At 39.8% G+C, this 23353-nt stretch carries 24 protein-coding genes and 1 tRNA gene; 21 read left to right on the top strand and 4 right to left on the bottom strand.

What is annotated here, in order from left to right:
* Positions 1 to 47 precede the first annotated feature (47 nt).
* From purR to pflA, 3 genes are all read left to right on the top strand, one after another.
* Positions 48 to 872 (top strand): pur operon repressor, encoded by an 825-nt coding sequence (purR, locus tag RRU92_RS00475; RefSeq protein ID WP_049528290.1) that lies wholly within the window; start codon positions 48 to 50, stop codon positions 870 to 872.
* 72 nt (positions 873 to 944) lie between these two features.
* Positions 945 to 2198, top strand: a complete 1254-nt coding sequence (locus tag RRU92_RS00470) for a diaminopimelate decarboxylase (RefSeq protein WP_315639877.1) — start codon at positions 945 to 947, stop codon at positions 2196 to 2198.
* Positions 2199 to 2331: 133 nt separating this feature from the next.
* The gene (pflA, locus tag RRU92_RS00465; RefSeq protein ID WP_001287990.1) at positions 2332 to 3126 is read left to right on the top strand and encodes a pyruvate formate-lyase-activating protein; all 795 of its coding nucleotides are present in this window, start codon (positions 2332 to 2334) and stop codon (positions 3124 to 3126) included.
* Between the two features lie 83 nt (positions 3127 to 3209).
* On the opposite strand, the gene yidC is transcribed toward pflA, so the two are convergent.
* The gene (yidC, locus tag RRU92_RS00460; protein WP_045762702.1) at positions 3210 to 4136 is read right to left on the bottom strand and encodes a membrane protein insertase YidC; all 927 of its coding nucleotides are present in this window, start codon (positions 4134 to 4136) and stop codon (positions 3210 to 3212) included.
* Positions 4137 to 4213: 77 nt separating this feature from the next.
* Positions 4214 to 4492, bottom strand: a complete 279-nt coding sequence (locus tag RRU92_RS00455) for an acylphosphatase (RefSeq protein WP_001174501.1) — start codon at positions 4490 to 4492, stop codon at positions 4214 to 4216.
* Between the two features lie 33 nt (positions 4493 to 4525).
* Here RRU92_RS00455 and RRU92_RS00450 point away from each other — a divergent pair, with 33 nt between their 5' ends.
* From RRU92_RS00450 to RRU92_RS00395, 12 genes are all read left to right on the top strand, one after another.
* Positions 4526 to 5266 (top strand): RNA methyltransferase, encoded by a 741-nt coding sequence (locus tag RRU92_RS00450; RefSeq protein ID WP_315639875.1) that lies wholly within the window; start codon positions 4526 to 4528, stop codon positions 5264 to 5266.
* A 53-nt stretch (positions 5267 to 5319) separates the two neighbouring features.
* A complete protein-coding gene (locus RRU92_RS00445; protein ID WP_075228308.1) occupies positions 5320 to 6003 on the top strand; it encodes a Bax inhibitor-1 family protein in 684 nt (227 codons plus the stop codon).
* A 96-nt stretch (positions 6004 to 6099) separates the two neighbouring features.
* On the top strand, positions 6100 to 7092 hold the full coding sequence (gene asnA / locus RRU92_RS00440) for an aspartate--ammonia ligase (protein ID WP_315639874.1): 993 nt from the start codon (positions 6100 to 6102) through the stop codon (positions 7090 to 7092).
* A 60-nt stretch (positions 7093 to 7152) separates the two neighbouring features.
* Positions 7153 to 7692: a 16S rRNA (guanine(966)-N(2))-methyltransferase RsmD gene (rsmD, locus tag RRU92_RS00435; RefSeq protein WP_045762698.1), complete on the top strand. Its 540-nt coding sequence runs from the start codon at positions 7153 to 7155 to the stop codon at positions 7690 to 7692.
* Positions 7682 to 8170: a pantetheine-phosphate adenylyltransferase gene (gene coaD / locus RRU92_RS00430; RefSeq protein WP_315639870.1), complete on the top strand. Its 489-nt coding sequence runs from the start codon at positions 7682 to 7684 to the stop codon at positions 8168 to 8170. The genes rsmD and coaD overlap by 11 nt, the downstream gene beginning before the upstream one ends.
* A complete protein-coding gene (locus RRU92_RS00425; RefSeq protein ID WP_000730763.1) occupies positions 8154 to 9191 on the top strand; it encodes a SepM family pheromone-processing serine protease in 1038 nt (345 codons plus the stop codon). Before coaD ends, RRU92_RS00425 begins: the two co-directional genes overlap by 17 nt.
* Before the next feature lie 56 nt (positions 9192 to 9247).
* Positions 9248 to 9478 carry a DUF1146 family protein gene (locus RRU92_RS00420; RefSeq protein ID WP_000615324.1) on the top strand — a complete coding sequence of 77 codons (231 nt, stop codon included), beginning with the start codon at positions 9248 to 9250 and terminating at the stop codon, positions 9476 to 9478.
* A gap of 25 nt (positions 9479 to 9503) precedes the next feature.
* Positions 9504 to 10790, top strand: coding sequence for a UDP-N-acetylglucosamine 1-carboxyvinyltransferase (gene murA / locus RRU92_RS00415; protein ID WP_315639868.1), 1287 nt, complete (start codon positions 9504 to 9506; stop codon positions 10788 to 10790).
* Positions 10777 to 10971 (top strand): DNA-directed RNA polymerase subunit beta, encoded by a 195-nt coding sequence (locus tag RRU92_RS00410; RefSeq protein ID WP_315639866.1) that lies wholly within the window; start codon positions 10777 to 10779, stop codon positions 10969 to 10971. Before murA ends, RRU92_RS00410 begins: the two co-directional genes overlap by 14 nt.
* Positions 10972 to 11168: 197 nt before the next feature.
* On the top strand, positions 11169 to 11999 hold the full coding sequence (locus RRU92_RS00405) for a DNA/RNA non-specific endonuclease (protein ID WP_153225124.1): 831 nt from the start codon (positions 11169 to 11171) through the stop codon (positions 11997 to 11999).
* A gap of 252 nt (positions 12000 to 12251) precedes the next feature.
* Positions 12252 to 13583, top strand: a complete 1332-nt coding sequence (locus RRU92_RS00400) for a hemolysin family protein (protein WP_315639863.1) — start codon at positions 12252 to 12254, stop codon at positions 13581 to 13583.
* Positions 13584 to 13803: 220 nt separating this feature from the next.
* A complete protein-coding gene (locus RRU92_RS00395; RefSeq protein WP_315640889.1) occupies positions 13804 to 14184 on the top strand; it encodes a hypothetical protein in 381 nt (126 codons plus the stop codon).
* Positions 14185 to 14406: 222 nt separating this feature from the next.
* Here RRU92_RS00395 and RRU92_RS00390 read toward each other — a convergent pair whose 3' ends face one another.
* Entirely contained in the window at positions 14407 to 14586 is a 180-nt protein-coding gene (locus RRU92_RS00390; RefSeq protein WP_315639860.1) for a hypothetical protein, read from the bottom strand.
* Between the two features lie 481 nt (positions 14587 to 15067).
* Positions 15068 to 15138 (bottom strand) — tRNA-Cys (locus RRU92_RS00385).
* Between the two features lie 181 nt (positions 15139 to 15319).
* Between RRU92_RS00385 and RRU92_RS00380 the strand changes: the two genes are divergently transcribed.
* The 6 genes from RRU92_RS00380 (at position 15320) to RRU92_RS00355 (ending at position 23203) form a co-directional block, all read left to right on the top strand.
* The gene (locus RRU92_RS00380) at positions 15320 to 17320 is read left to right on the top strand and encodes a peptide ABC transporter substrate-binding protein (protein ID WP_315639859.1); all 2001 of its coding nucleotides are present in this window, start codon (positions 15320 to 15322) and stop codon (positions 17318 to 17320) included.
* 65 nt (positions 17321 to 17385) lie between these two features.
* The gene (locus RRU92_RS00375; protein WP_000761009.1) at positions 17386 to 18882 is read left to right on the top strand and encodes an ABC transporter permease; all 1497 of its coding nucleotides are present in this window, start codon (positions 17386 to 17388) and stop codon (positions 18880 to 18882) included.
* Positions 18882 to 19808, top strand: coding sequence for an oligopeptide ABC transporter permease OppC (gene oppC, locus RRU92_RS00370; protein WP_000104373.1), 927 nt, complete (start codon positions 18882 to 18884; stop codon positions 19806 to 19808). Before RRU92_RS00375 ends, oppC begins: the two co-directional genes overlap by 1 nt.
* Positions 19809 to 19816: 8 nt before the next feature.
* Positions 19817 to 20884 (top strand): ABC transporter ATP-binding protein, encoded by a 1068-nt coding sequence (locus RRU92_RS00365; protein WP_315639858.1) that lies wholly within the window; start codon positions 19817 to 19819, stop codon positions 20882 to 20884.
* A 10-nt stretch (positions 20885 to 20894) separates the two neighbouring features.
* Entirely contained in the window at positions 20895 to 21821 is a 927-nt protein-coding gene (locus RRU92_RS00360) for an ATP-binding cassette domain-containing protein (RefSeq protein ID WP_001291283.1), read from the top strand.
* 398 nt (positions 21822 to 22219) lie between these two features.
* Positions 22220 to 23203 (top strand): acetylxylan esterase, encoded by a 984-nt coding sequence (locus RRU92_RS00355; RefSeq protein WP_049509043.1) that lies wholly within the window; start codon positions 22220 to 22222, stop codon positions 23201 to 23203.
* Positions 23204 to 23353: the final 150 nt, after the last annotated feature.

The following is a 23353-nucleotide window of genomic DNA, read 5'->3' as shown; positions in this document are numbered from 1 at the left end:
TGATATAATGAGAAAAAGACTAAATAAAAAAGAATGGTAAAAATATAATGAAATTAAGAAGAAGTGATCGGATGGTTGTCATTTCCAATTACTTGATTAACAATCCATACAAATTAACCAGTCTCAACACCTTTGCGGAAAAGTATGAATCTGCCAAATCGTCTATTTCTGAAGATATCGTCATCATTAAACGTGCTTTCGAAGAAATTGAAATCGGTCATATTCAAACGGTGACAGGTGCTGGTGGTGGTGTTATTTTTACACCATCGATCTCTACCCTTGAGTCTAAAACGATTATCGAAGAGCTTCGTGATAAACTTTCAGAGAGTGACCGCATTCTGCCAGGTGGCTACATTTATTTATCTGACCTATTGAGCACTCCAGCTATTTTGAAAAATATCGGTCGCATTATTGCTAAGAGCTTTATGGATCAGAAGATTGATGCCGTTATGACTGTTGCGACCAAAGGGGTTCCGCTTGCGAATGCGGTAGCAAATGTCCTCAACGTACCATTTGTCATTGTCCGTCGCGACTTGAAAATCACTGAAGGTTCAACTGTTAGTGTCAACTATGTTTCAGGTTCTAGTGACCGTATCGAAAAGATGTTCCTTTCAAAACGTAGCCTCAAAGCAGGAAGTCGTGTCTTGATCGTCGATGACTTCTTGAAGGGTGGAGGAACCATTAACGGGATGATTAGCCTCTTGTCTGAGTTTGATTCAGAGTTGGCTGGTGTAGCTGTCTTTGCTGATAATGCACAGGAAGACCGTGAACAACAGTTCGACTACAAGTCACTCTTGAGAGTCACGAACATTGATGTGAAGAACCAACAAATTGCTGTTGAAGTTGGAAATATCTTTGATACAGAAAAATAAGAATTGACTTGAAATACAAAGGTTGGAACTTTCGTCCCAGCCTTTCTTTGATAATGAATATGAAGGAGTCCTATGAAAACACCATTTATTAAACGTGAAGCCTTAGAAAAGATTGTTGGGGAGTTTCCAACCCCATTCCATCTTTACGATGAAAAAGGGATTCGTGAGAAAGCACGTGCAGTAAACAAAGCCTTTTCTTGGAATAAGGGCTTTAAAGAATACTTCGCAGTTAAGGCAACGCCAACTCCAGCCATCTTGAAAATCTTACAAGAAGAAGGATGTGGAGTGGATTGTTCCAGTTATGTTGAACTTTTGATGAGTCACAAGCTTGGGTTTTCAGGGGCGGATATGATGTTCTCATCTAATAACACCCCAGATAGAGAATATGCTTATGCGCGAGAATTGGGGGCGACTATTAATTTGGATGCCTTTGAAGATATTGACCATTTGGAACGTGCAGCAGGCATCCCTGAAATTATCTCTTGCCGTTACAATCCTGGTGGAGTATTTGAACTGGGTACGGACATTATGGATAATCCTGGTGAAGCTAAGTTCGGGATGACTAAGGAACAGCTTTTTGAAGTCTTTGCCATCTTGAAAGAAAAGGGAGTTAAAACCTTTGGGATTCATTCCTTCCTAGCTTCCAATACAGTGACCCATCTCTACTATCCAGAATTAGCACGTCAGCTTTTTGAATTGGCAGTAGAAATCAAGGAAAAGTTAGGTATTTCACTGGACTTTATCAATCTTTCAGGTGGTATCGGGGTCAACTATCGCCCAGATCAAGAGCCTAATGATATCGCTGTAATCGGTGAGGGAGTTCGTCAGGTTTATGAGGAAGTCCTCACACCAGCAGGTCTTGGTCAAGTTAAGATTTTTACAGAGCTAGGACGCTTTATGTTGGCACCTCATGGAATTTTAGTCACAAAAGTAACCCACAAAAAGAAAACCTACCGTACATATTTAGGAGTAGATGCCTCAGCTGTTAACCTTATGAGACCAGCTATGTATGGCGCCTATCACCACATCACCAATATGATGCATCCTGATGGTCAGACTGAAGTGGTTGATGTTGTTGGTTCTCTTTGTGAAAACAACGACAAGTTTGCAGTTAATCGTGATCTACCTCAAACAGAAATTGGTGATTTGTTAGTCATTCATGATACAGGTGCGCATGGCTTCTCTATGGGTTACCAGTACAATGCCAAGCTTCGTTCGGCAGAAATTCTATATACAGAGGATGGTGGAGCACGCTTGATCCGCCGAGCCGAGCGACCAGAGGACTATTTTGCGACTCTCTATGGCTTTGATTTTGACAAGGATTAATAAATATTTTGAAAATCATGAAAGTTGAAAGTGAAAAACAGATTGTTTTCTAAAAAATAGGCAAAATCTGTGGTTTTTCTTTTCAGTCATGGTATAATAAAGACTATAAAACGTTTTCAAGGAAGGTAACGATATGTCTGAGGAAATAATTGACTATGGACAAGTGACAGGAATGGTGCATTCGACAGAGAGTTTTGGGGCGGTAGATGGCCCTGGGATTCGTTTTATTGTCTTTTTGCAAGGCTGTCAGATGCGTTGCCAATATTGCCATAACCCAGATACTTGGGCTATGGAAACAAATAAATCTCGTGTACGAACAGTAGATGATGTTCTAGAAGAAGCGCTTCGTTATCGTGGTTTCTGGGGTGACAAGGGAGGTATCACAGTCAGTGGAGGAGAAGCCCTCTTGCAGATTGATTTCTTGATTGCCCTCTTTACTAAGGCAAAGGAAAAAGGTATCCACTGTACCTTGGATACTTGTGCCCTTCCATTCCGTAACAAACCACGCTATCTAGAAAAGTTCAACAAGTTAATGGCCGTGACAGACTTGGTTCTCCTTGATATCAAGGAAATCAACGAAGCACAACACAAGATTGTTACCAGTCAAACCAATAAAAATATTCTGGCTTGTGCTCAGTACTTGTCAGAAATCGGTAAACCTGTTTGGATTCGTCACGTGCTAGTGCCAGGATTGACAGACCGCGATGAAGATTTGATTGAACTTGGTAAGTTTGTAAAAACTCTCAAAAATGTTGATAAGTTTGAAATCTTGCCTTATCACACTATGGGTGAGTTCAAATGGCGTGAGCTTGGGATTCCGTATTCACTTGAAGGAGTTAAACCTCCAACAGCAGATCGTGTTAAGAATGCTAAGGAATTGATGGATACAGAAAGCTATCAAGATTACATGAAACGTGTACATGGATAAAATGAAAGAAGAGGTCGGAATTTTTTCTCGGCCTCTTTTTGACTATAGAAAAGGCTCAGCATTTAAGCTAAGCCTTTTATTTTTTATCTAGAATGTTGTTTACCAGCATTGCGCTTTTTGTTTTTCTTCTTATTAGAAGTTGTGATAGCTGTTGCTGGTTCAGGGGTTACATCTTTACGAGTGCTTGAAGTTTTGCTTGCTTTTGGTGGGTTCTTAGCAAATTCTTCGCGTACTTTTTTACGAAGTTTTGGACGAACGATGTAGTTGATGATAAATTGTTGAAGAATCATCATGAAACCACCGACAACCCAGTAAAGTGTAACGCTGGCTGGTGAGAAGACAGAGAACACGACAATCATGAGAGGGCTCATATAGAGCATCTTCTTGATTTGTTCTCTTTGAGTTTCATCCTCAACTCCATGTAAAGAAAGGAGTGATTGAAGATAGTAAAGGATACCAGCAAAGGCAACCAAAATCATACTAGGTGAGCCTAGAGGAATTCCTAGGTAGCTTGCTTGGGCAACTCCTTCAGTATGTTGGGCAGCAAAGTAGATAGCAGAGAAGAAAGGCATTTGAATGAGGATAGGGAAACATCCCACGCCGCCAAACATGCTGATGCCGTGCTCTTTTTGAGCAGCAAAGAGAGCTTGTTGAGCTTCTAATTTTTCTTCTTGTGTCGTTGCTTCTTTCAGGCGAGTCTGATGTGGTTCAAGGACGTGCTTGAGAGCATTCATCTTTTCAGAGTGAAGGGTCGCCTTCCATGATTGGTAGATACCAAGTGGGAGGATAATCAAGCGAACGATAATGGTTACGATGATGATCCCAACACCGAAACCGAGACCTTGATCATTAGCGAAGTATTTGATAGCTTCTCCCATTGGAGCACCCAAGAAATCCCAAACGGGTCCAGTTGGGAGTCCTGTTGATTTATCAACCTGGACACAACCTGTCAAGACTAATAGCATAGCCACTCCCATGACTGAGAGAGCGATTCGTTTAATTGATTTCACTGTTTTTATTCCTTCTTTAAAAATTATACCTTTCTATTCTACTGTTTTTTTGGAAAATATACAATAGTTCTAGAGACCTAATTTGCGACTTTGAAGTCTGAATAAGATGGAAAGTTACTCAATTGAACATCAAGATAGGTTACTTTAGAGAATGGGGTAGGGCCTTTTCGGATCTCTTGGATAAATTTAGCCATGATGGCTGAAGACTCTGCTTGGGCAAGAATTTCAACGGTTCCGTCATCGTTGTTCCAGACACGACCCGTAATGCCACCTAGTTCTAGAGCTAGGGTATAGACACCCCAGCGGAAGCCCACTCCTTGGACGCGACCTTGGGCGATCATTTTAACCTTTTGCATACCAAACCTCCTTGATTGTGTTATAATATTTCTATGACTATTATAACCTCTAAAGCCAATTCTGTGGTGAAAAATGCCAAAAAATTACATCAAAAAAAATACCGGAAAACCTCATATCTGATTGAGGGATGGCATCTGTTTGAAGAAGCCGTTCAGGCTGGTGCAAAGATTGAGAAAATATTTGCCCTTGCAGAGTATGATGAGAAATTAGTAGCCTATCCTCAGACTGTTTTTGTAACCGAAGAAATCTTGCTCGATTTAGCAGATTCCCAAACACCTCAGGGCATTGTTGCCATTGTTCAAAAGGAGGAGGATCAGTTACCAGATTTGAGCCAAGGAAAGTATCTCTTTTTAGAAGATGTGCAGGATCCTGGAAATGTGGGGACTATGATTCGGACGGCAGATGCAGCAGGTTTTTCTGGAGTCATCGTTTCAAGCAAGTCGGCTGATATCTACAGCCTCAAAACACTTCGTTCCATGCAGGGTAGCCATTTTCATTTGCCGATTTATCGTATGCCTGTTGAAACATTTGTTGAAGAGGCTAAAAAGAATCACTTGCCCATTCTAGCCACCACCTTATCACAAAACTCTAAAAATTATCGTGAACTGGCTCGTCAAGAGGATTTTGCCTTGGTCATGGGAAATGAAGGTCAAGGCATTAGTTCATTCATGACAGACCAGGCAGACCAATTGGTCCACATCAGCATGAAAGGGCAGGCAGAAAGTCTCAACGTTGCCATTGCTGCAGGCATACTCATGTTTTATTTGAGTTAAAATAGTTTATTTTTGTTATAATCAGTAAAAAGATTTCATAAGGAGAAAAAGATATGAATCAAACAATTATTCAAGAACGTTCAGGTTTGAATCAATTTTATGCAAAAGTTTATGCTTTTGTAGGAATTGGGATTGCCTTATCCGCACTTGTTTCAGCCTTGATGTTAACAACCTTCCAAGACCTTCTTGTTCAGTTGATGCTTAATGCCCGCATATGGCTAATCGTGACAGGAGTAGTTGAAGTTGCTCTTGTCATTGCAGCAAGTAATATGGCTTATAAAAATAGCCCAGCAGCTCTTCCGATGTTTCTCATCTATTCAGTAGTGAACGGTTTTTCACTGAGTTTCATCGTGTCGCTCTATCTACCAGGAACGGTTCTAACGGCTTTCATTTCTAGCGCTGCCCTCTTCTTTGTCATGGCAATTATCGGAGTTGTGATTAAAAAGGACTTGAGTGGTATCGGACGTGCTTTGATTGGAGCCCTGGTGGGTCTTATCTTGGCTATGATTGTCAATGTATTCTTAAACAGTGGTCTCTTCGACTACATTATCAGTATTGTCATGGTTCTTGTTTTTGCAGGTTTGATTGCTTGGGATAACCAAAAGATTCGCTATGTTTATGAAGAATCAAATGGTCAAGTCGCTACAGGTTGGGCAATTTCATTGGCGCTTAGCCTCTACCTCGACTTTATCAACCTCTTCCTCAGCTTCTTGCGTATCTTTGGAAGTGACGATTAATACTTTTAGAGCTCAAATGAGCTCTTTTTTAAATTTTTACTTTTATTTTTACTAGCAAAAGGGTATAATCATCTTATTATTTAAAAGGAGAGATGTATGAAGAAAAGTTTTATCCATCAACAGGAAGAAATTTCCTTTGTAAAAAATACCTTTACCCAGTATTTGAAAGATAAGTTAGAAGTTGTAGAAGTGCAGGGGCCAATCTTGAGTAAGGTTGGGGACGGGATGCAGGATAACCTTTCAGGGATTGAACATCCAGTTTCTGTTAAGGTTTTGCAAATTCCAGATGAAACCTATGAAGTAGTGCATTCCCTTGCTAAGTGGAAACGCCATACCTTAGCCCGTTTTGGTTTTGGTGAGGGAGAAGGCCTCTTCGTTCACATGAAGGCTCTTCGTCCAGACGAAGATTCCCTAGATGCGACTCACTCAGTCTATGTAGACCAGTGGGACTGGGAAAAGGTCATTCCAAACGGACAACGCAATCTTGCCTATCTTAAAGAAACGGTAGAAAAGATTTATAAGGCTATTCGTTTGACAGAGTTAGCAGTAGAAGCTCGCTACGACATTGAGTCAATTCTACCTAAACAAATTACCTTTATCCATACAGAAGAGTTGGTAGAACGCTACCCAGACTTGACACCTAAAGAACGTGAAAATGCTATCTGTAAGGAGTTCGGTGCGGTCTTCCTAATTGGTATCGGTGGAGAATTGTCAGATGGAAAACCTCATGACGGACGTGCACCAGACTATGATGACTGGACAACTGAGTCTGAAAATGGCTATCATGGCTTGAATGGGGACATCCTTGTTTGGAATGATAATTTGGGTGCAGCCTTTGAATTGTCTTCAATGGGCATTCGTGTCGATGAAGACACTCTCCGTCGCCAAGTAGCTATCACAGGAGACGAAGACCGTCTAACTTTAGAATGGCATAAGGCTCTCCTAAACGGACTCTTCCCTTTGACAATCGGTGGAGGAATTGGCCAGTCTCGTATGGCTATGTTCCTGCTTCGTAAGAAGCATATCGGTGAAGTCCAAACCAGTGTTTGGCCACGAGAAGTGAGAGACACCTACGAAAATATTCTTTAATCAATCGAGCCGTAAGGTTCGATTTTCTTTTTTTGATAAGAATTTGGTATAATATACGGTATGAAAATCGTATCAGGAATCTACGGAGGGCGTCCGTTAAAGACGCTGGACGGTAAAACAACTCGACCTACTTCAGATAAGGTAAGGGGCGCTATTTTTAATATGATTGGTCCCTACTTTGAAGGTGGGCGTGTGCTAGATCTTTATGCTGGCAGTGGTGGTCTATCCATCGAAGCAGTCTCAAGAGGGATGTCCAGTGCCGTTCTGGTTGAGAAGGATCGCCGAGCCCAGAATATAGTCGCAGAAAATATCCGAATGACTAAGGAAACCTCCAAGTTTCAATTATTGAAAATGGAATCCAGTCGTGCATTAGAACAGGTTGATGGTGTCTTTGATCTTATTTTTTTGGACCCTCCCTATGCAAAAGAACAAATCGTGTCAGATATTGAAAAAATGGCGGAGAGAAATCTTTTTTCAGAGGATGTCATGGTGGTTTGTGAAACCGATAAATCAGTAGAACTTCCAGAAGAAATCGCTTGTTTGGGCATCTGGAAGGAAAAAATATATGGGATTAGTAAGGTGACGGTTTATGTCAGATAAGATTGGGCTATTTACAGGTTCCTTTGATCCGATGACCAATGGACATTTGGATCTCATTGAGCGTGCAAGTAAGCTCTTTGATCAATTGTATGTAGGAATTTTTTATAATCCACATAAAACGGGATTTTTACCGATAGAGAGCCGAAAGAAAACTGTTGAAAAAGCAGTGGCACATCTGAAAAATGTCCAAGTCATAGCTTCTCACGATGAATTAGTCGTTGATGTTGCTAGAAGATTAGGTGCAGAGATCTTGGTGCGTGGCTTGCGTAATGCAACAGATCTTCAGTATGAAGCCAGTTTTGATTTTTACAACCATCAAATAGCGGGAGAAATGGAGACAATCTACCTCCACAGTCGCCCAGAGCATGTTTACATCAGCTCTTCAGCTGTGAGAGAACTATTGAAATTTGGTCAAGATATCAGTGGGTATGTACCAAATGCTGTCCTAGAGGAGTTAAACAATGAAGAAAAAAACTAGATGGCCCTTATATCTCATTATTGGGCTCATTATCACTTTTATCGCTTTTACGGTGCCCCTGCCTTATTATATCGAGGTGCCAGGAACTTCTGAAGATATTCGAAAGGTTTTACAAGTTAATAACCAACCTGACCAAGAGGAAGGTTCCTACCAATTTGTGACGGTTGGAGTTAAGCACGCTAGACTGGTTGACTTAGTCTATGCTTGGCTAACACCTTTTACGGACATACATAGTGCCAAAGAGATGACTGGTGGTTCGTCAGATGCGGAATTTATGCGAATCAACCAGTTTTACATGGAAACTTCGCAAAACATGGCCAAATATCAAGGTTTGAAGACGGCTGGTAAGGAAATTGAACTCAAATATCTGGGTGTCTATGTTTTGACTGTAACAGATAACTCGACTTTCAAGGGAGTTCTCAATATTGCTGACACCGTAACCGCTGTTAATGATAAGACTTTTGAGAGTTCCAAGGAGATGGTTGACTACGTTAATTCTCAAACTCTAGGTGATCAGGTTAAGGTTACTTATGAGGAGGATGGAAAAGTCAAAACTGCCGAAGGGAAAATTATTACTCTGGAAAATGGGAAAAACGGTATTGGAATCGGTTTGATTGACCGCACAGAAGTGTCAAGTGATGTGCCAATCAAGTTTTCAACGGCTGGCATTGGTGGTCCGAGTGCTGGAATGATGTTTAGTTTATCCATTTATACGCAAATTGCAGATCCTACTCTTCGAAATGGACGCATCATTGCTGGTACAGGAAGCATCGATAGAGATGGTAACGTAGGTGACATTGGTGGAATTGATAAAAAAGTGGTTGCCGCAGCTAAAAAGGGAGCAACTGTATTCTTTGCTCCTAACAATCCAGTAACTGAGGAAGCTAAAAAGGCAAATCCAAATGCCAAGAGTAACTATGACACAGCTCTAGAAGCAGCTCAAATGATTAAAACAGACATGAAAATCGTTCCAGTCAAAACGCTTCAAGATGCGATTGACTATTTGAAAAACAATCCTTAAACAGTAGGCGAATCCCTAAACTAGCGTAGAAAAAAAGAAGATGGTATAATAGGCAAATGATTCAATTGTTTTTTACCCTTAGTAGTCATATGTTTTTTGTCTACCTAGTCTTTCAGCTCTTGAAAGATTTGGTCAGATGGGATCAAATTTTGAAGGTGACAAAGGATAATGCGAAGAAGGTTCGACTCTTGGTAGTATTGTGTAGTATCGGTTTAGGATATCTGATTAGTTCCTTTTTCCTAAATCTCTACCAACTTTGGCAAGAAGCAGTTAGAACGTTATTCTAAAATTGTAAGTGAAGGAAAATACTCTATGGAAAAAATTGTAGTTCAAGGTGGCGATAATCGTTTGGTTGGAAGTGTTACCATCGAGGGCGCAAAAAATGCAGTTTTGCCACTACTTGCAGCAACTATTTTAGCAAGTGAAGGAAAAACGGTCTTAAAAAATGTTCCTATTTTATCGGATGTTTTTACCATGAATCAGGTGGTTCGTGGATTAAATGCGAAAGTAGACTTTGATCAAGAAGCACATATTGTTGAAGTTGATGCAACCGGTGATATCACAGAAGAAGCTCCCTATAAGTATGTCAGCAAGATGCGTGCTTCTATTGTGGTATTGGGGCCAATCTTGGCTCGTGTAGGACATGCTAAAGTTTCGATGCCAGGTGGCTGTACGATCGGTAGTCGCCCTATCGACCTTCACCTAAAGGGACTCGAAGCGATGGGGGCTCAAATTACTCAAACGGCAGGATATATCGAAGCTAAGGCAGAACGCTTGCACGGAGCTCACATTTACATGGACTTCCCAAGTGTAGGTGCTACTCAAAACTTGATGATGGCAGCAACTCTTGCTAACGGTGTGACTGTCATTGAAAATGCTGCGCGTGAACCTGAGATTGTCGACTTGGCTGTTCTCCTAAATAAAATGGGTGCCAAGGTCAAGGGGGCAGGAACTGAAACTGTGACGATTACTGGTGTTGAGCAACTACACGGTGCAACCCACAATGTTGTACAAGACCGTATTGAAGCAGGGACCTTCATGGTAGCAGCTGCTATGACTGGTGGAGATGTCTTGATTCAAGATGCCATCTGGGAACACAATCGTCCCTTGATTGCTAAATTATTGGAAATGGGTGTTGAAGTCATTGATGAGGACGAAGGAATTCGTATTCGTTCTCAACGTGAAAAATTAAAGGCTGTCCACGTTAAGACACTTCCACATCCAGGATTTCCGACAGATATGCAAGCGCAGTTCACTGCTCTAATGACCGTTGCTCAAGGTGAGTCAACCATGGTAGAGACTGTATTTGAGAATCGTTTCCAACATTTAGAGGAAATGCGTCGTATGGGCTTGCACTCTGAAATCATCCGTGATACAGCCCGTATCGTCGGAGGACAGTCTCTCCAAGGGGCAGAAGTTCTATCGACAGACTTACGTGCCAGTGCAGCCTTGATTTTGACAGGCTTGGTAGCTGAAGGCGAAACAGTTGTAGGAAAGCTTGTCCATTTAGATAGAGGTTACTACCGTTTTCATGAAAAATTAGCCCAGTTAGGAGCTAAGATTGAACGGGTAAGTGTGGAAGCTGATGAAGATGAATAAACGATCCAAATATGTCTTACGTCGCTTTATCCTAGTAATTGTAGTATTACTACTAGGATTCTTAGCTCTTGCTATTGGTTTGATGATTGGCTATGGTATTTTAGGAAAAGGTCAAGATCCTTGGGCTATTTTAGCGCCAGTAAAATGGCAAGAACTCATCGCAAAATTTACAGGAAAATAGACTGGGAGACCAGTCTTTTTCTAGGAAGTGAATGTAATACTCAATGAAAATCAAAGAGCAAACTAGGAAGCTAGCCGCAGGCTGCTCAAAACACAGTTTTGAGGTTGTGGATAGAACTGACGAAGTCAGTAACACATATACGGCAAGGTGAAGCTGACGTGGTTTGAAGAGATTTTCGAAGAGTACAAGGAGAAAATATGAATAAAAAAACAAGGCAGGCCCTAATTGGTCTCTTGCTCTTTTTGCTCTTGTCAGCAGGAAGCTACTATATTAAACAAATGCAGTCTTCCAACACTGCACCACAAACACAAGTAAAACAAAAATCACAGTCGTCTGATACTCCAAGTCAAGAACTGGCAGAAAGTGTCCTAACAGATTCGATTAAAAAACAAATTAAGGGTACTCTAGAGTGGAATGGCGCAGGAGCCTTTGTCGTCAATAACAATAAAACCAATCTGGATGCTAAGGTTTCAAGCAAACCCTATGCAGATAACAAGACAAAAACGGTAGGAGGAGAGACAGTTCCCACAGTAGCGAATGCGATCATGTCAAAAGCAACAAGGCAGTACAAGGACCGTGAAGAAACTGGCAATGGTTCAACATCTTGGACGCCTGCGGGTTGGCATCAGGTTAAGAATCTAAAAGGAAGCTATAACCATGCGGTCGATAGAGGACACTTGTTAGGCTATGCCTTGATAGGTGGTTTAGATGGCTTCGATGCTTCTACCAGCAATCCTAAAAATATTGCCGTACAGACAGCTTGGGCCAACCAAGCGCGTGCCGAAGATTCCACAGGCCAAAACTACTATGAGAGTTTGGTTCGAAAAGCCCTAGATCAGAATAAACGAGTGCGTTACCGTGTGACGTTGCTCTATGCGTCTGAGGAAGACTTGGTGCCGTCTGCATCGCAGATTGAAGCTAAGTCCTCTGATGGAGAATTGGAGTTTAATGTCGTTATTCCAAATGTCCAAAAGGGAATTCAGTTAGATTACCGAACAGGTGAGGTCACAGTCACAAAAAACAACTAATTGATCAAGAGGTTGAGGGAAAATCCCAACCTCGTTTTTTATTAGTCATGAACTGTTGACAGGATTGGTTGTTTTTTGCTCTTCTGATTTTAAAGAGCTTTTTTGAAAATTTACAAGGTTTGAACTAGGGCGTCGGGACTGGGATTGCAGTTCTCTATTCAGCGACCCTTTATCATAGAAATTGAAAATTAATGTGTAGAAATTGGAAAATATGGTATAATGGTTTCAATTATACTTTTTAGGAGAAGGAAAATGGAAGACCCGAGCAGTCAGGATTTGTTACTGCAATTTGTTTTATTAGTTGTTTTGACCTTTTTAAATGCCTTTTTCTCTGCAACAGAAATGGCCATGGTTTCACTTAGTCGTTCACGTGTTGAGCAAAAAGCTGAGGAGGGAGATAAACGCTATATCCGTTTACTAAAGGTACTTGAAAACCCTAATCACTTTTTATCAACCATTCAAGTTGGTATCACCTTAATTACGATCTTGTCAGGGGCTAAACTAGCAGATTCACTTGGAGAGTTGATCGCCTCTTGGATGGGAAATAGCGAAACTGCCTATGCGGTAGCTAGCTTCTTATCATTAGCTTTCTTGACCTATATTTCTATTGTTTTTGGTGAGCTTTATCCTAAGCGAATTGCTCTAAATCTTAAGGATGCCTTGGCTATCCGAACAGTACCGTTTATTATTGGACTTGGTAAGATTGTGAGTCCCTTCGTTTGGATGCTCTCAGCATCAACTAATCTCTTGAGTCAATTGACACCGATGACATTTGACGATGCAGATGAAAAAATGACTCGTGATGAGATTGAGTACATGTTGTCTAAGAGTGAAGAAACCTTGGATGCTGATGAAATTGAAATGTTACAAGGGATTTTCTCGCTAGACGAGCTCATGGCGCGTGAAGTCATGGTTCCCCGAACAGATGCCTTTATGGTAGATATTCAGGATGACACTCAAACCATTATCCAAAGTATCTTGAAGCAGAACTTTTCTCGTATTCCTGTTTATGATGGAGACAAGGATAATGTCATTGGTTTGGTTCACACCAAGAGCCTCCTTAAAGAAGCCTTTGTCAGCGGGTTTGACAATATCATCTGGAAGCGAATCTTGCAGGATCCACTCTTTGTACCTGAAACGATTTTTGTGGATGATTTATTAAAAGAGTTCAGAAACACTCAAAGACAGATGGCTATCCTACTAGATGAGTATGGGGGAATGGCTGGTTTGGTCACTCTTGAGGATTTACTTGAAGAGATTGTTGGTGAGATTGATGATGAAACTGACAGAGCTGAAGTCTATGTTCATACAATTGGAGAAGATACATATATCGTCCAAGGGACAATGAATTTAAATGACTTTAATGACTACTTTGATGTCGAACTTGAAAGTGACGATGTAGATACGATTGCAGGTTACTATTTGACTGGTGTGGGAACTATTCCAACATCAGAAAAACTTAGCTATGAGTTAGAAAGTAGCAATAAGCATATCACTCTAACCAATGATAAGGTCAAAAATGGACGTGTAACCAAGCTTAAGGTTCAAATCCAAGAACTCGAATCAGAAGAAGAAACAGAATAAAAAAAAGGCTTTATCAGAGTAGAACTGATAAAGCTTTTCTAGTCGTAAAAAAGAAAAGACTCCTGTAGGAGCCTTTGATAATATAGAGGCGGTAGACGGCTGGTACTACCTGAAACCAGATGATAGTATGACAGACAAGCCAGAGTTTACGATTGAGCTTGATGCTTGATTACGACCAAATAAAATGTGATATAATAGTTGTGGAATAACGGAGGAAATGATGGATCATGAAAAAATTGGTCAGGTTACTAATGAAGTAAAAGAGATTTTTAATATTGTTCTTGAAGCGAGCGACATCAAGGGCAACAAAGAAGGGCTGAGAAGTCATATGATGAAACGCCATCATAATGATGTGATTCAGCATATTGAAGACTTGGAACTCATACTAAGTAATCCAGATTTCGTTGGGATCAATCCACGAGAGAAAGGCGCTAGTTTTGAATATGTAAAAAGATTTGATGATAATGTACTTGTTGCTATCAAGTTACATAAAAGTGGCGATTTCTTTTACGTCCCGATCATGTATCGTATACAAGATTACAAGTTACAAAGTCGTATTAAGTCTGGTAGATTGAGAAAAATTGACAAAAAAAGTAGATAGTGCTAGAATAAAATTAACGGAAGACATTTGAGGGCAGAAAGGTTCCTGCCGCACCTTGAAAAAGGTACCTGAGATGCTGGGTACACCGACCAGCCAAGTGTCCGTTATTTCAAAAGAGGGGCTGTAATGCTCCTTTTTTCATTCGAGAATTTTAAAATAGATTACACAAACCGCAGGCTCAGGCTTGAGGTTTTTTTGAAATAATACAAGCAGTGACCAAAATCACTGCTTGTCAGATATGGCAAAATCATAAAGTTTTTCTGCTGTGAGAAGGGCCATTTTGTCCATGCTTGTTTTTCCTTTTCTAAGGTCAGAAACAGTAGTCCACGGAACTCCAGCGCCTTGCGAAATAGCAGATGTAGATATCGAACTGTCTAATAATTCTTGAATACCTTTTCTCATTTTATTTGTCCTTTTTATTTTTGAGATAAATGTATACATTGATTGCAATTATAAAAATAGCTATTGCACTAACCATTGCTTTTCCTCTTTTCGTTTGATAAAATAGAGGTGTAAGGGGCTTTCGCCCCGACCTCTTAGCGTTTACCTTTTCTTTTGTCAGAATTTTGGGTTACGCTTTTTGTTTTGCCTTGCGACCGTTATCGCGGTCATTAGACTTGCGATAGCAGTTCCTGTTTCAGGGATATTGTCTATCGCTAATCCAATCTTCTTTGTTCACTTTCCCCCTTTCCTTTGCTTGATTATATCATGTCACGGGGAAGTGAGAAAATCAAGACTTTTAATGAAGTTTTTAAAACGTCCTCGCCCCAAACTCGCCCCAACAGTTTTTTAAAGTTATCCTTTTTTATCATGAAATAAAAATAAAAAAGCCCTATTTTATGGGCTTTTTGTCTGGATAAATTCCGATAAAATCGGTATTATAAGGCGGTAGACGGATTTGAACCGACGATCAAGCTTTTGCAGAGCCGTGCCTTACCACTTGGCTATACCGCCTTAACTTTTATTATTATACCTTTTAAATTAAATCTCGTCAATAGTTTCTTTTCTGAAAATGTAAGTTTTCCTGCTTTCAAAAGGCATGCGACAAAATATTCTGAAAATTCGTTTACTTTTGAGAGGGATTATGGTATAATCAACAGTATCTCATTAATTTTAATAGAGGAGTTAATTAAACATGAAAAAAAGTCGGATTCTTGCAGTAGCGGGGGTGTCCTTGCTTGCGGCAGGAGTGCTTGCTGCATGTTCAAACACGAATTCAAATGCAGGTTCAAGCAATGCAAAATTAGCATCAGATTATAAATACGTTTATTCAGTTGATCCAGAAACATTGGATTATGTTGTTAACAACGTTGATTCTACTTCTTTTGTAACTACAAATGCAGTAGATGGTTTGCTTGCTAATGATAAATATGGCAACCTCGTACCATCGATTGCTGAATCATGGACAGTTTCACAAGATGGTTTGACTTACACTTATAAAATCCGTAAGGATGCTAAGTGGGTTACTGCTGAAGGAGAAGAATACGCTCCAGTTAAAGCCCAAGACTTTGTGACAGGGTTGAAACACGCGGTAGAAGGAAAATCAAAAGGGCTGTCTGTTATTAGTTCTTCAATTAAAGGACTCAGCGCTTACATTAACGGTGAAACAAACGACTTTTCAACTGTTGGAGTAAAAGCAGTTGATGATAACACTCTGGAATATACCTTGAATCAGCCAGAGACTTTCTGGAATGATAAAACAACAAATGGCGTGATGATGCCAATCAATGAAGATTTCCTTAAATCTAAAGGGGAAGGCTTTGGTGCACCTACAGATCCATCTTCTATTTTGTATAATGGACCATTTGTTTTGAAAGCAATCACAGCTAAGTCTTCAATCGAAATGGCTAAGAATGATGCCTATTGGGATAAAGATGCAGTTAAAATTCAAAACATTAAATTTACATACTGGGATGGGAAAGACCAAGATGTTGTTGCTAAAGGATTCTCAGAAGGACAATACAGTAAAGCTCGTATTTATCCTACTAGCTCAACATACGAAAAATATGCGTCTGAGTTCAAAGACAACATCTACTTTAGCGAACCAGGATCAGCCATCGCTACTGTCAGTGTGAACTATGGTCGTTCAACTTATAACCACACTTCAAAAACAACAGATAGCCAAAAAGAATCTACAAGAAAAGCCTTGCTAAATAAAGAATTCCGTCAAGCCCTAAACTTTGCGGTAGATCGTAATTCTTACTCAGCACAGACAAATGGCACAGAAGGAGCTGCAGTTGCAATCCGTAATACTTTCACACCATATAATCTTCCAGTTGGTGACAAACAATTTGGTGAACTTGTAGAAGAAAGTCTTTCGAAGACAAACTCAGGCACATGGTCAAACATTTCACTTGCTGATTCGCAAAATGGTCTCTACAATGAAGAAAAAGCTAAAGCAGCCTTTGCAAAAGCAAAAGAAAGCTTGAAAGCTGAAGGGGTAGAATTCCCAATCCACTTGGATGCTCTAACAATCCAAGAATCTACAGCTGTTGTAAACCGTGTTCAATCACTTAAACAATCTATTGAAAACGTACTTGGATCAGACAATGTTGTAATCGATCTTCAACAAATGACTCAAGCAGAAGCATTACCACTTTCATTCAGTGCTCCAACAGCAAAAGAACAAGACTGGGATATTCATACTTTGACTGGATGGAATCCAGATTATCAGGATCCATCAACTTTCTTAGACCAGTACACGATTAAAGGCGGAAATACTCGCTTGCTTATGGGTATTGACAAAGATACTGACGCATCAGTTATCCAAAAACTTGGTTTGTCTGACTATGAAAAATTAGTTGATGAAGCAAATAAAGAAAATCAAGATGTTCAAAAACGCTACGAAAAATATGCCCTTGCTCAAGCTTGGTTAACAGACAACGGTTTGACAATTCCTGTGATGGCAGGTCCAAAAGAAACCGCTGTATCATTTGTATCTAAAGTTATTCCATTTACTTCTTCTTACTCAGCTGCGGGTCTTAAAGGAGAAACCTCAGGTTACTTGAAGTACACTGAGGTTGGTGAAAAACCTATTACAAAAGAAGAATACCAAAAAGCTCGTGAAAAATGGCTCAAAGAAAAAGCTGCATCAAACGAAAAAGCTCAAAAAGAATTAGCGAGTCATGTGAAATAAATAATGCTCATCAGAACTTTCTCTCCTAAAGGAGAAGGTTCTTTTGGGATTTTAAAGGAAATAATATGAAAAAATATGTTTTTATGCGTATCTTGCGGTCGTTGGTTTCTATTTTCTTAGTAACGACCTTGATTTACACAATCATCTATACGATGGTTCCACGGAAGTTGATCTTCAAACAAGATACTAACTACAATAAAATTGCAACCACAGCTGATAAACGTGATAACTATGAAAATACCGTCTTTGAGCGTATGGGTTATATCGAATATTACGATACGAAAGAGTTGCAGGAAAAAGCTAGTAGCATTGACTCTTCTGTTACAGTAGATGCAAATGATACAAATAAAGCAATCTATGAAAAATATATCCAACAACTTGGGAATGGTTGGACTCTAGGTGAGTTTACAGAGAGTGGACAATTCTATGCTACACGTGAAATTCCTATTTTTGAGCGTGTGTTCAAATTCTATGCAAACTTGCTTGATATTGACCATACAAACAAGATCCAAGACCCTGAGAATCCTAACTTAGAGCGTTATTTGCGCTTTGAGAATGACCCTGCTATCGGTTGGTCTCTTGTGGGTTCTGGTACTAAACACAAATACCTCTTGTACTTCAATAGTCAGTTTCCATTTGTTCACCAAAACTTTGTCAACTTGAACCTAGGAGATTCTTATCCAACTTATGCAAATACTCCTGTTCTTCAAGTTATTACACAAGGACAAGGACAAACGAAGACTTCTGAAGTTCAATTCCCAACTGGTAAGAAAACATCATCAGTTAATATTTACTCAAGAACTTATAAATCTCCGAGTCAAGCTGATGCTCGTGAAGTAGCCAACTACGGTAAAGATGATCCATATACAGCTACTGAGAGCAACTATCAATACCCATCAATGATTGCAAGTTCTGCTATCACTGGTTTGATTGGTCTTGCGATTTCATATGCGATTGCAGTTCCTCTTGGTTCAGCAATGGCTCGTTTCAAGAATACTTGGATTGACAGCCTATCTACAGGTACTTTGACCTTCTTGATGGCCCTCCCAACGATTGCTCTAGTTTATATCATTCGTTTGATTGGTTCTTCTATCGGATTCCCAGACTCATTCCCAATCTTGGGTGCTGGCGATTGGCGATCTTATGTCCTTCCATCAGTCATTCTTGGTTTACTTGGAGCACCTGGTCTAGCTATCTGGATTCGTCGTTACATGATTGACTTACAATCTCAAGACTTTGTCCGTTTTGCTCGAGCTAAAGGTCTTTCTGAAAAAGAAATTTCTAACAAACACATCTTTAAAAACGCTATGGTACCACTCGTTTCTGGTATCCCAGGCTCAATTATTGGTGTTATTGGTGGAGCAACTCTTACTGAAACAGTCTTTGCCTTCCCAGGTATGGGTAAAATGTTGATTGACTCTGTAAAAGCATCAAACAACAATATGGTAGTTGGTCTGGTCTTCATCTTTACATGTGTTTCAATTTTCTCTTACTTGATTGGAGATATTTGGATGACTATTATTGACCCACGTATTAAATTGACAGAGAAAGGAGGCAAATAATGTCTACGATTAGTAATGATAAATTTCAATTTGTAAAACGAGATGATTTTGCCTCTGAAGCAATTGATGCTCCTGCCTACTCATATTGGGGTTCTGTCTTTAGACAGTTTTTGAAGAAAAAATCAACAATCATCATGCTTGGTATTTTGATTTCCATCGTATTGATGAGTTTCATCTATCCAATGTTTTCTGATTTTGACTTCAATGATGTAAGTAAGGTAAATGATTTTAGCGCTCGTTACATTAAGCCAAATGCTGAACATTGGTTTGGTACAGATAGTAATGGTAAATCTCTCTTTGACGGTGTCTGGTTTGGAGCACGTAACTCTATCTTGATTTCCGTAATTGCGACCTTTATAAACGTTGTTATCGGTGTTATTGTCGGCGGAATCTGGGGTATTTCAAAATCAGTTGACCGTATCATGATGGAAGTTTATAACGTTATCAATAACATCCCTTCACTTTTGATCGTTATTGTTTTGACTTACTCTATCGGTGCAGGTTTCTGGAACTTGATTTTTGCCATGAGTGTAACTACTTGGATTGGTATTGCTTATATGATTCGTATCCAAATCATGCGTTACCGTGATTTGGAGTACAACCTTGCTTCACGTACACTGGGAACACCAACCCATAAGATTGTTATTAAAAATATCATGCCTCAATTGGTTTCTGTTATTGTTACAACTACATCACAAATGCTTCCTGCATTTATCTCATATGAAGCCTTCCTGTCATTCTTTGGACTCGGCTTGCCAATCACAGTACCAAGTTTGGGACGTTTGATTTCGGATTATTCTCAGAACGTAACAACCAATGCTTACCTCTTCTGGATTCCATTGACAACTTTGGTCTTGGTATCCTTGTCACTGTTCGTAGTTGGTCAGAACCTAGCGGATGCTAGTGATCCACGTACACATAGATAGGAGTAGACATGATAAAAGGAAAAAATGTAATTTTGACTGCTCAAGATATTGTCGTGGAATTTGATGTTCGTGACAAGATTTTGACAGCTATTCGAGGTGTCTCCATCGATCTGATCGAGGGAGAGGTTCTCGCTTTAGTTGGAGAGTCAGGTTCAGGTAAATCAGTTTTGACAAAAACATTCACAGGAATGTTGGAAGGAAATGGTCGTATTGCACGAGGTAGTATTAATTACCGTGGCCAAGAATTGACCAGCCTTACATCTAATAAAGATTGGGAAAGTATTCGTGGTGCCAAGATTGCAACTATCTTCCAAGATCCAATGACCAGTCTAGACCCAATCAAGACAATCGGAAGTCAAATCACAGAAGTTATTGTTAAACACCAAGGCAAGACTGCGCAAGAAGCTAAAGAATTGGCTATCGACTATATGAATAAAGTTGGTATTCCAGATTCTGAGAAACGTTTTGACGAGTATCCTTTCCAATATTCTGGGGGAATGCGTCAACGTATCGTTATCGCGATTGCTCTTGCCTGTCGTCCAGACATTCTTATCTGTGATGAGCCGACAACAGCTCTTGACGTGACCATTCAGGCACAGATTATTGATTTGTTGAAGTCACTTCAACACGAATACCACTTTACAACAATCTTTATCACCCACGACCTAGGTGTCGTAGCAAGTATCGCTGATAAAGTAGCGGTTATGTATGCTGGTGAGATTGTCGAGTATGGTACTGTTGAAGAAATCTTCTACGACCCACGTCATCCATATACATGGAGCCTCTTGTCAAGCTTGCCTCAACTTGCGGATGACAAAGGTGAATTATACTCAATCCCTGGAACACCTCCATCGCTTTATACTGAATTGAAGGGAGATGCTTTTGCTCTTCGTTCAGATTATGCTATGAAGATTGACTTCGAGGAAAAAGCACCTCAGTTTGCAGTATCTGATACTCATTGGGCTAAGACATGGTTGCTTCATGAACAAGCTCCAAAAGTTGAAAAACCAGCGGTGATTGCAGATTTACACGACAAGATTCGTGAAAAGATGGGCTTTACACATCTTGAGGACTAGGAGGAAGGAAATGTCTGAAAAATTAGTAGAAATTAAAGACTTAGAAATTTCCTTCGGTGAAGGAAGCAAAAAGTTTGTCGCTGTTAAAAATGCGAACTTCTTTATCAACAAAGGAGAAACTTTCTCACTTGTTGGAGAGTCTGGTAGTGGTAAGACAACAATTGGTCGTGCTATCATCGGTCTTAATGATACCAGCAAAGGTGATATCATCTTTGAAGGTCAAAAAATTAATGGTAAAAAATCACGTGAACAAGCTTCGGAATTAATTCGTCGTATCCAAATGATTTTCCAGGACCCTGCTGCAAGTTTGAATGAACGTGCAACGGTTGACTATATCATTTCTGAAGGTCTTTATAACCACCATTTATTTAAAGATGAAGAAGAAAGAAAAGAAAAAGTTCAAAATATCATTCGTGAAGTGGGACTTTTGGCTGAACACTTGACACGTTACCCACATGAGTTTTCAGGTGGACAACGTCAACGTATCGGGATTGCCCGTGCCTTGGTTATGCAACCTGACTTCGTTATTGCGGATGAGCCTATCTCAGCCTTGGACGTTTCTGTACGTGCTCAAGTCTTGAACTTGCTCAAAAAATTCCAAAAGGAATTAGGCTTGACTTATCTCTTTATCGCCCACGATTTGTCAGTAGTTCGTTTCATTTCTGATCGTATCGCGGTAATTTATAAGGGTGTTATTGTTGAAGTGGCTGAAACTGAAGAATTGTTTAACAATCCAGTTCATCCATACACGCAAGCACTTCTATCAGCTGTTCCGATTCCAGACCCAATCTTGGAACGTAAAAAAGTTTTGAAAGTCTATGATCCAGATCAACATGACTATGAAACTGATAAGCCTTCTATGGTAGAAATTCGTCCAGGTCACTATGTTTGGGCAAACCAAGCTGAGTTGGAACGCTATAAAAAAGATTTGAAATAAGAAAGAGTTTTGTAATCTTGATAGAACAATTCTATTAAGATTATGAAACTTTTTTATTTTTGTAAAAGAATATTATACTCAATTAAAATCAAAGAGCAAACTAGGAAGCTAGCCGCAGGTTGCTCAAAGCACGGCTTTGAGGTTGCAGATAAAGCTGACCTAGTTTGGATTTGAGTATAAGCCTAGTCTTCAATGACTCTTGGAGGAGAGAGAAAAGAAGCTGTTATTCTTTGAAAGTGTATTGAATTTATACAGAATGGAATGGATAAAACTACTTTCAGATAAGCTTTTATGAATCTTCAAAATTAAAATCACTTTCTATTTAAAATATCAGTCTTGCATTGCCTTCCTTTATGTGCTAGAGTTATGGTAACGTTTACAAAATTAAGGAGGGTTTTATGAGAAATTCAGCACTAATAGAAGAAATGAAAACTTACAGAGGGCGAGATGAAGTTCCGCAAGACTTTGACGATTTTTGGGATGGGGAAATAGAGAAGGTTTCGGTCTTGCCAGATTACCAACTAGAAGAACGTGATTTTCATATTCCAAATGTGAAGTGTTATGAGCTAACTTTTAAGGGCACTCGGGAAGGTCTTGTTTATGCGCGTGTGGTCTTACCAAAATCTGAACATAAAGTACCAGTTATTTTTCACTTCCATGGCTATATGGGACGTTGTTGGGATTGGACAGATATGTTAGCCTTTACAGTCGCTGGTTATGGTGTCGTATCTATGGATGTCCGTGGTCAGTCTGGTTACTCACAAGATGGGTTACGTTCGCCACTCGGAAATACAGTTAAGGGCCAAATTATTCGTGGTGCAGTAGAAGGAAAAGAGCAACTCTTCTATAAGGATGTTTATCTTGATATTTATCAATTAGTTGAGATTGTCGCTAGCTTCCCACAAGTGGATGAAGGCCAATTAGCAAGCTATGGAGCTTCTCAAGGAGGAGCGCTGGCTCTAGTGGCTGCGGGGTTAAATCCACGTATCAAGCGTACAGTTGCTATTTATCCATTCTTATCAGACTTTAGACGAGTGCTAGAGATTGGAAATACCAGCGAAGCCTATGATGAGCTTTTTCGTTACTTTAAGTTCCATGATCCATTCCATGAGACAGAAGAGCAGATTATGAAAACACTTAGCTATATCGATGTAAAAAATCTTGCCCATCGTATTAAGGGGGAAGTTCGGATGATTACTGGACTTGATGACGATGTCTGCTATCCAATCACTCAGTTTGCTATTTACAACCGTTTGTCTTGTGAAAAGAGTTATCGTATCATGCCTGAATATGCTCATGAAGCCATGAATGTTCATGTCAATGATCAAGTTTACAATTGGTTGTGTGATAGTGAGATCCCCTTTACCTATCTTGGTCACTAAAAATTGAAAAAAAAGCTCTGTAGTTTCAAATGAACTACAGGCTTTTCTTTACGTGCCCCAGATAATGAGAAAGTAGTTTCAGGTGGTTTGAAACATCTAAATATCTTTGAAAGTAGAATCTATTATAGATTATAAAGTCTAAAATTTAGA

The sequence above is a fragment of the Streptococcus sp. DTU_2020_1001019_1_SI_AUS_MUR_006 genome (assembly GCF_032340315.1).
In the GTDB taxonomy this organism is placed as follows: Bacteria; Bacillota; Bacilli; order Lactobacillales; family Streptococcaceae; genus Streptococcus.
Note: the sequence above shows the minus strand (reverse complement) of the source record. Positions and strands in the feature narration are given on the sequence as shown.

Bases quoted from the DNA above. Each gene is read 5' to 3' on its own strand.
- RRU92_RS00450 (WP_315639875.1), top strand. From the start codon at position 4,526: ATGACTATTATAACCTCTAAAGCCAATTCTGTGGTGAAAAATGCCAAA.
- RRU92_RS00355 (WP_049509043.1), top strand. From the start codon at position 22,220: ATGAGAAATTCAGCACTAATAGAAGAAATGAAAACTTACAGAGGGCGA.
- RRU92_RS00395 (WP_315640889.1), top strand. From the start codon at position 13,804: ATGGATCATGAAAAAATTGGTCAGGTTACTAATGAAGTAAAAGAGATT.
- RRU92_RS00455 (WP_001174501.1), bottom strand. From the start codon at position 4,492: ATGCAAAAGGTTAAAATGATCGCCCAAGGTCGCGTCCAAGGAGTGGGC.
- murA (WP_315639868.1), top strand. From the start codon at position 9,504: ATGGAAAAAATTGTAGTTCAAGGTGGCGATAATCGTTTGGTTGGAAGT.
- RRU92_RS00390 (WP_315639860.1), bottom strand. From the start codon at position 14,586: ATGAGAAAAGGTATTCAAGAATTATTAGACAGTTCGATATCTACATCT.
- RRU92_RS00470 (WP_315639877.1), top strand. From the start codon at position 945: ATGAAAACACCATTTATTAAACGTGAAGCCTTAGAAAAGATTGTTGGG.
- RRU92_RS00410 (WP_315639866.1), top strand. From the start codon at position 10,777: ATGAAGATGAATAAACGATCCAAATATGTCTTACGTCGCTTTATCCTA.
- RRU92_RS00420 (WP_000615324.1), top strand. From the start codon at position 9,248: ATGATTCAATTGTTTTTTACCCTTAGTAGTCATATGTTTTTTGTCTAC.
- asnA (WP_315639874.1), top strand. From the start codon at position 6,100: ATGAAGAAAAGTTTTATCCATCAACAGGAAGAAATTTCCTTTGTAAAA.
- RRU92_RS00400 (WP_315639863.1), top strand. From the start codon at position 12,252: ATGGAAGACCCGAGCAGTCAGGATTTGTTACTGCAATTTGTTTTATTA.
- oppC (WP_000104373.1), top strand. From the start codon at position 18,882: ATGTCTACGATTAGTAATGATAAATTTCAATTTGTAAAACGAGATGAT.
- RRU92_RS00445 (WP_075228308.1), top strand. From the start codon at position 5,320: ATGAATCAAACAATTATTCAAGAACGTTCAGGTTTGAATCAATTTTAT.
- RRU92_RS00405 (WP_153225124.1), top strand. From the start codon at position 11,169: ATGAATAAAAAAACAAGGCAGGCCCTAATTGGTCTCTTGCTCTTTTTG.
- rsmD (WP_045762698.1), top strand. From the start codon at position 7,153: ATGAAAATCGTATCAGGAATCTACGGAGGGCGTCCGTTAAAGACGCTG.
- RRU92_RS00365 (WP_315639858.1), top strand. From the start codon at position 19,817: ATGATAAAAGGAAAAAATGTAATTTTGACTGCTCAAGATATTGTCGTG.
- coaD (WP_315639870.1), top strand. From the start codon at position 7,682: ATGTCAGATAAGATTGGGCTATTTACAGGTTCCTTTGATCCGATGACC.
- RRU92_RS00380 (WP_315639859.1), top strand. From the start codon at position 15,320: ATGAAAAAAAGTCGGATTCTTGCAGTAGCGGGGGTGTCCTTGCTTGCG.
- RRU92_RS00360 (WP_001291283.1), top strand. From the start codon at position 20,895: ATGTCTGAAAAATTAGTAGAAATTAAAGACTTAGAAATTTCCTTCGGT.
- RRU92_RS00425 (WP_000730763.1), top strand. From the start codon at position 8,154: ATGAAGAAAAAAACTAGATGGCCCTTATATCTCATTATTGGGCTCATT.
- purR (WP_049528290.1), top strand. From the start codon at position 48: ATGAAATTAAGAAGAAGTGATCGGATGGTTGTCATTTCCAATTACTTG.
- pflA (WP_001287990.1), top strand. From the start codon at position 2,332: ATGTCTGAGGAAATAATTGACTATGGACAAGTGACAGGAATGGTGCAT.
- RRU92_RS00375 (WP_000761009.1), top strand. From the start codon at position 17,386: ATGAAAAAATATGTTTTTATGCGTATCTTGCGGTCGTTGGTTTCTATT.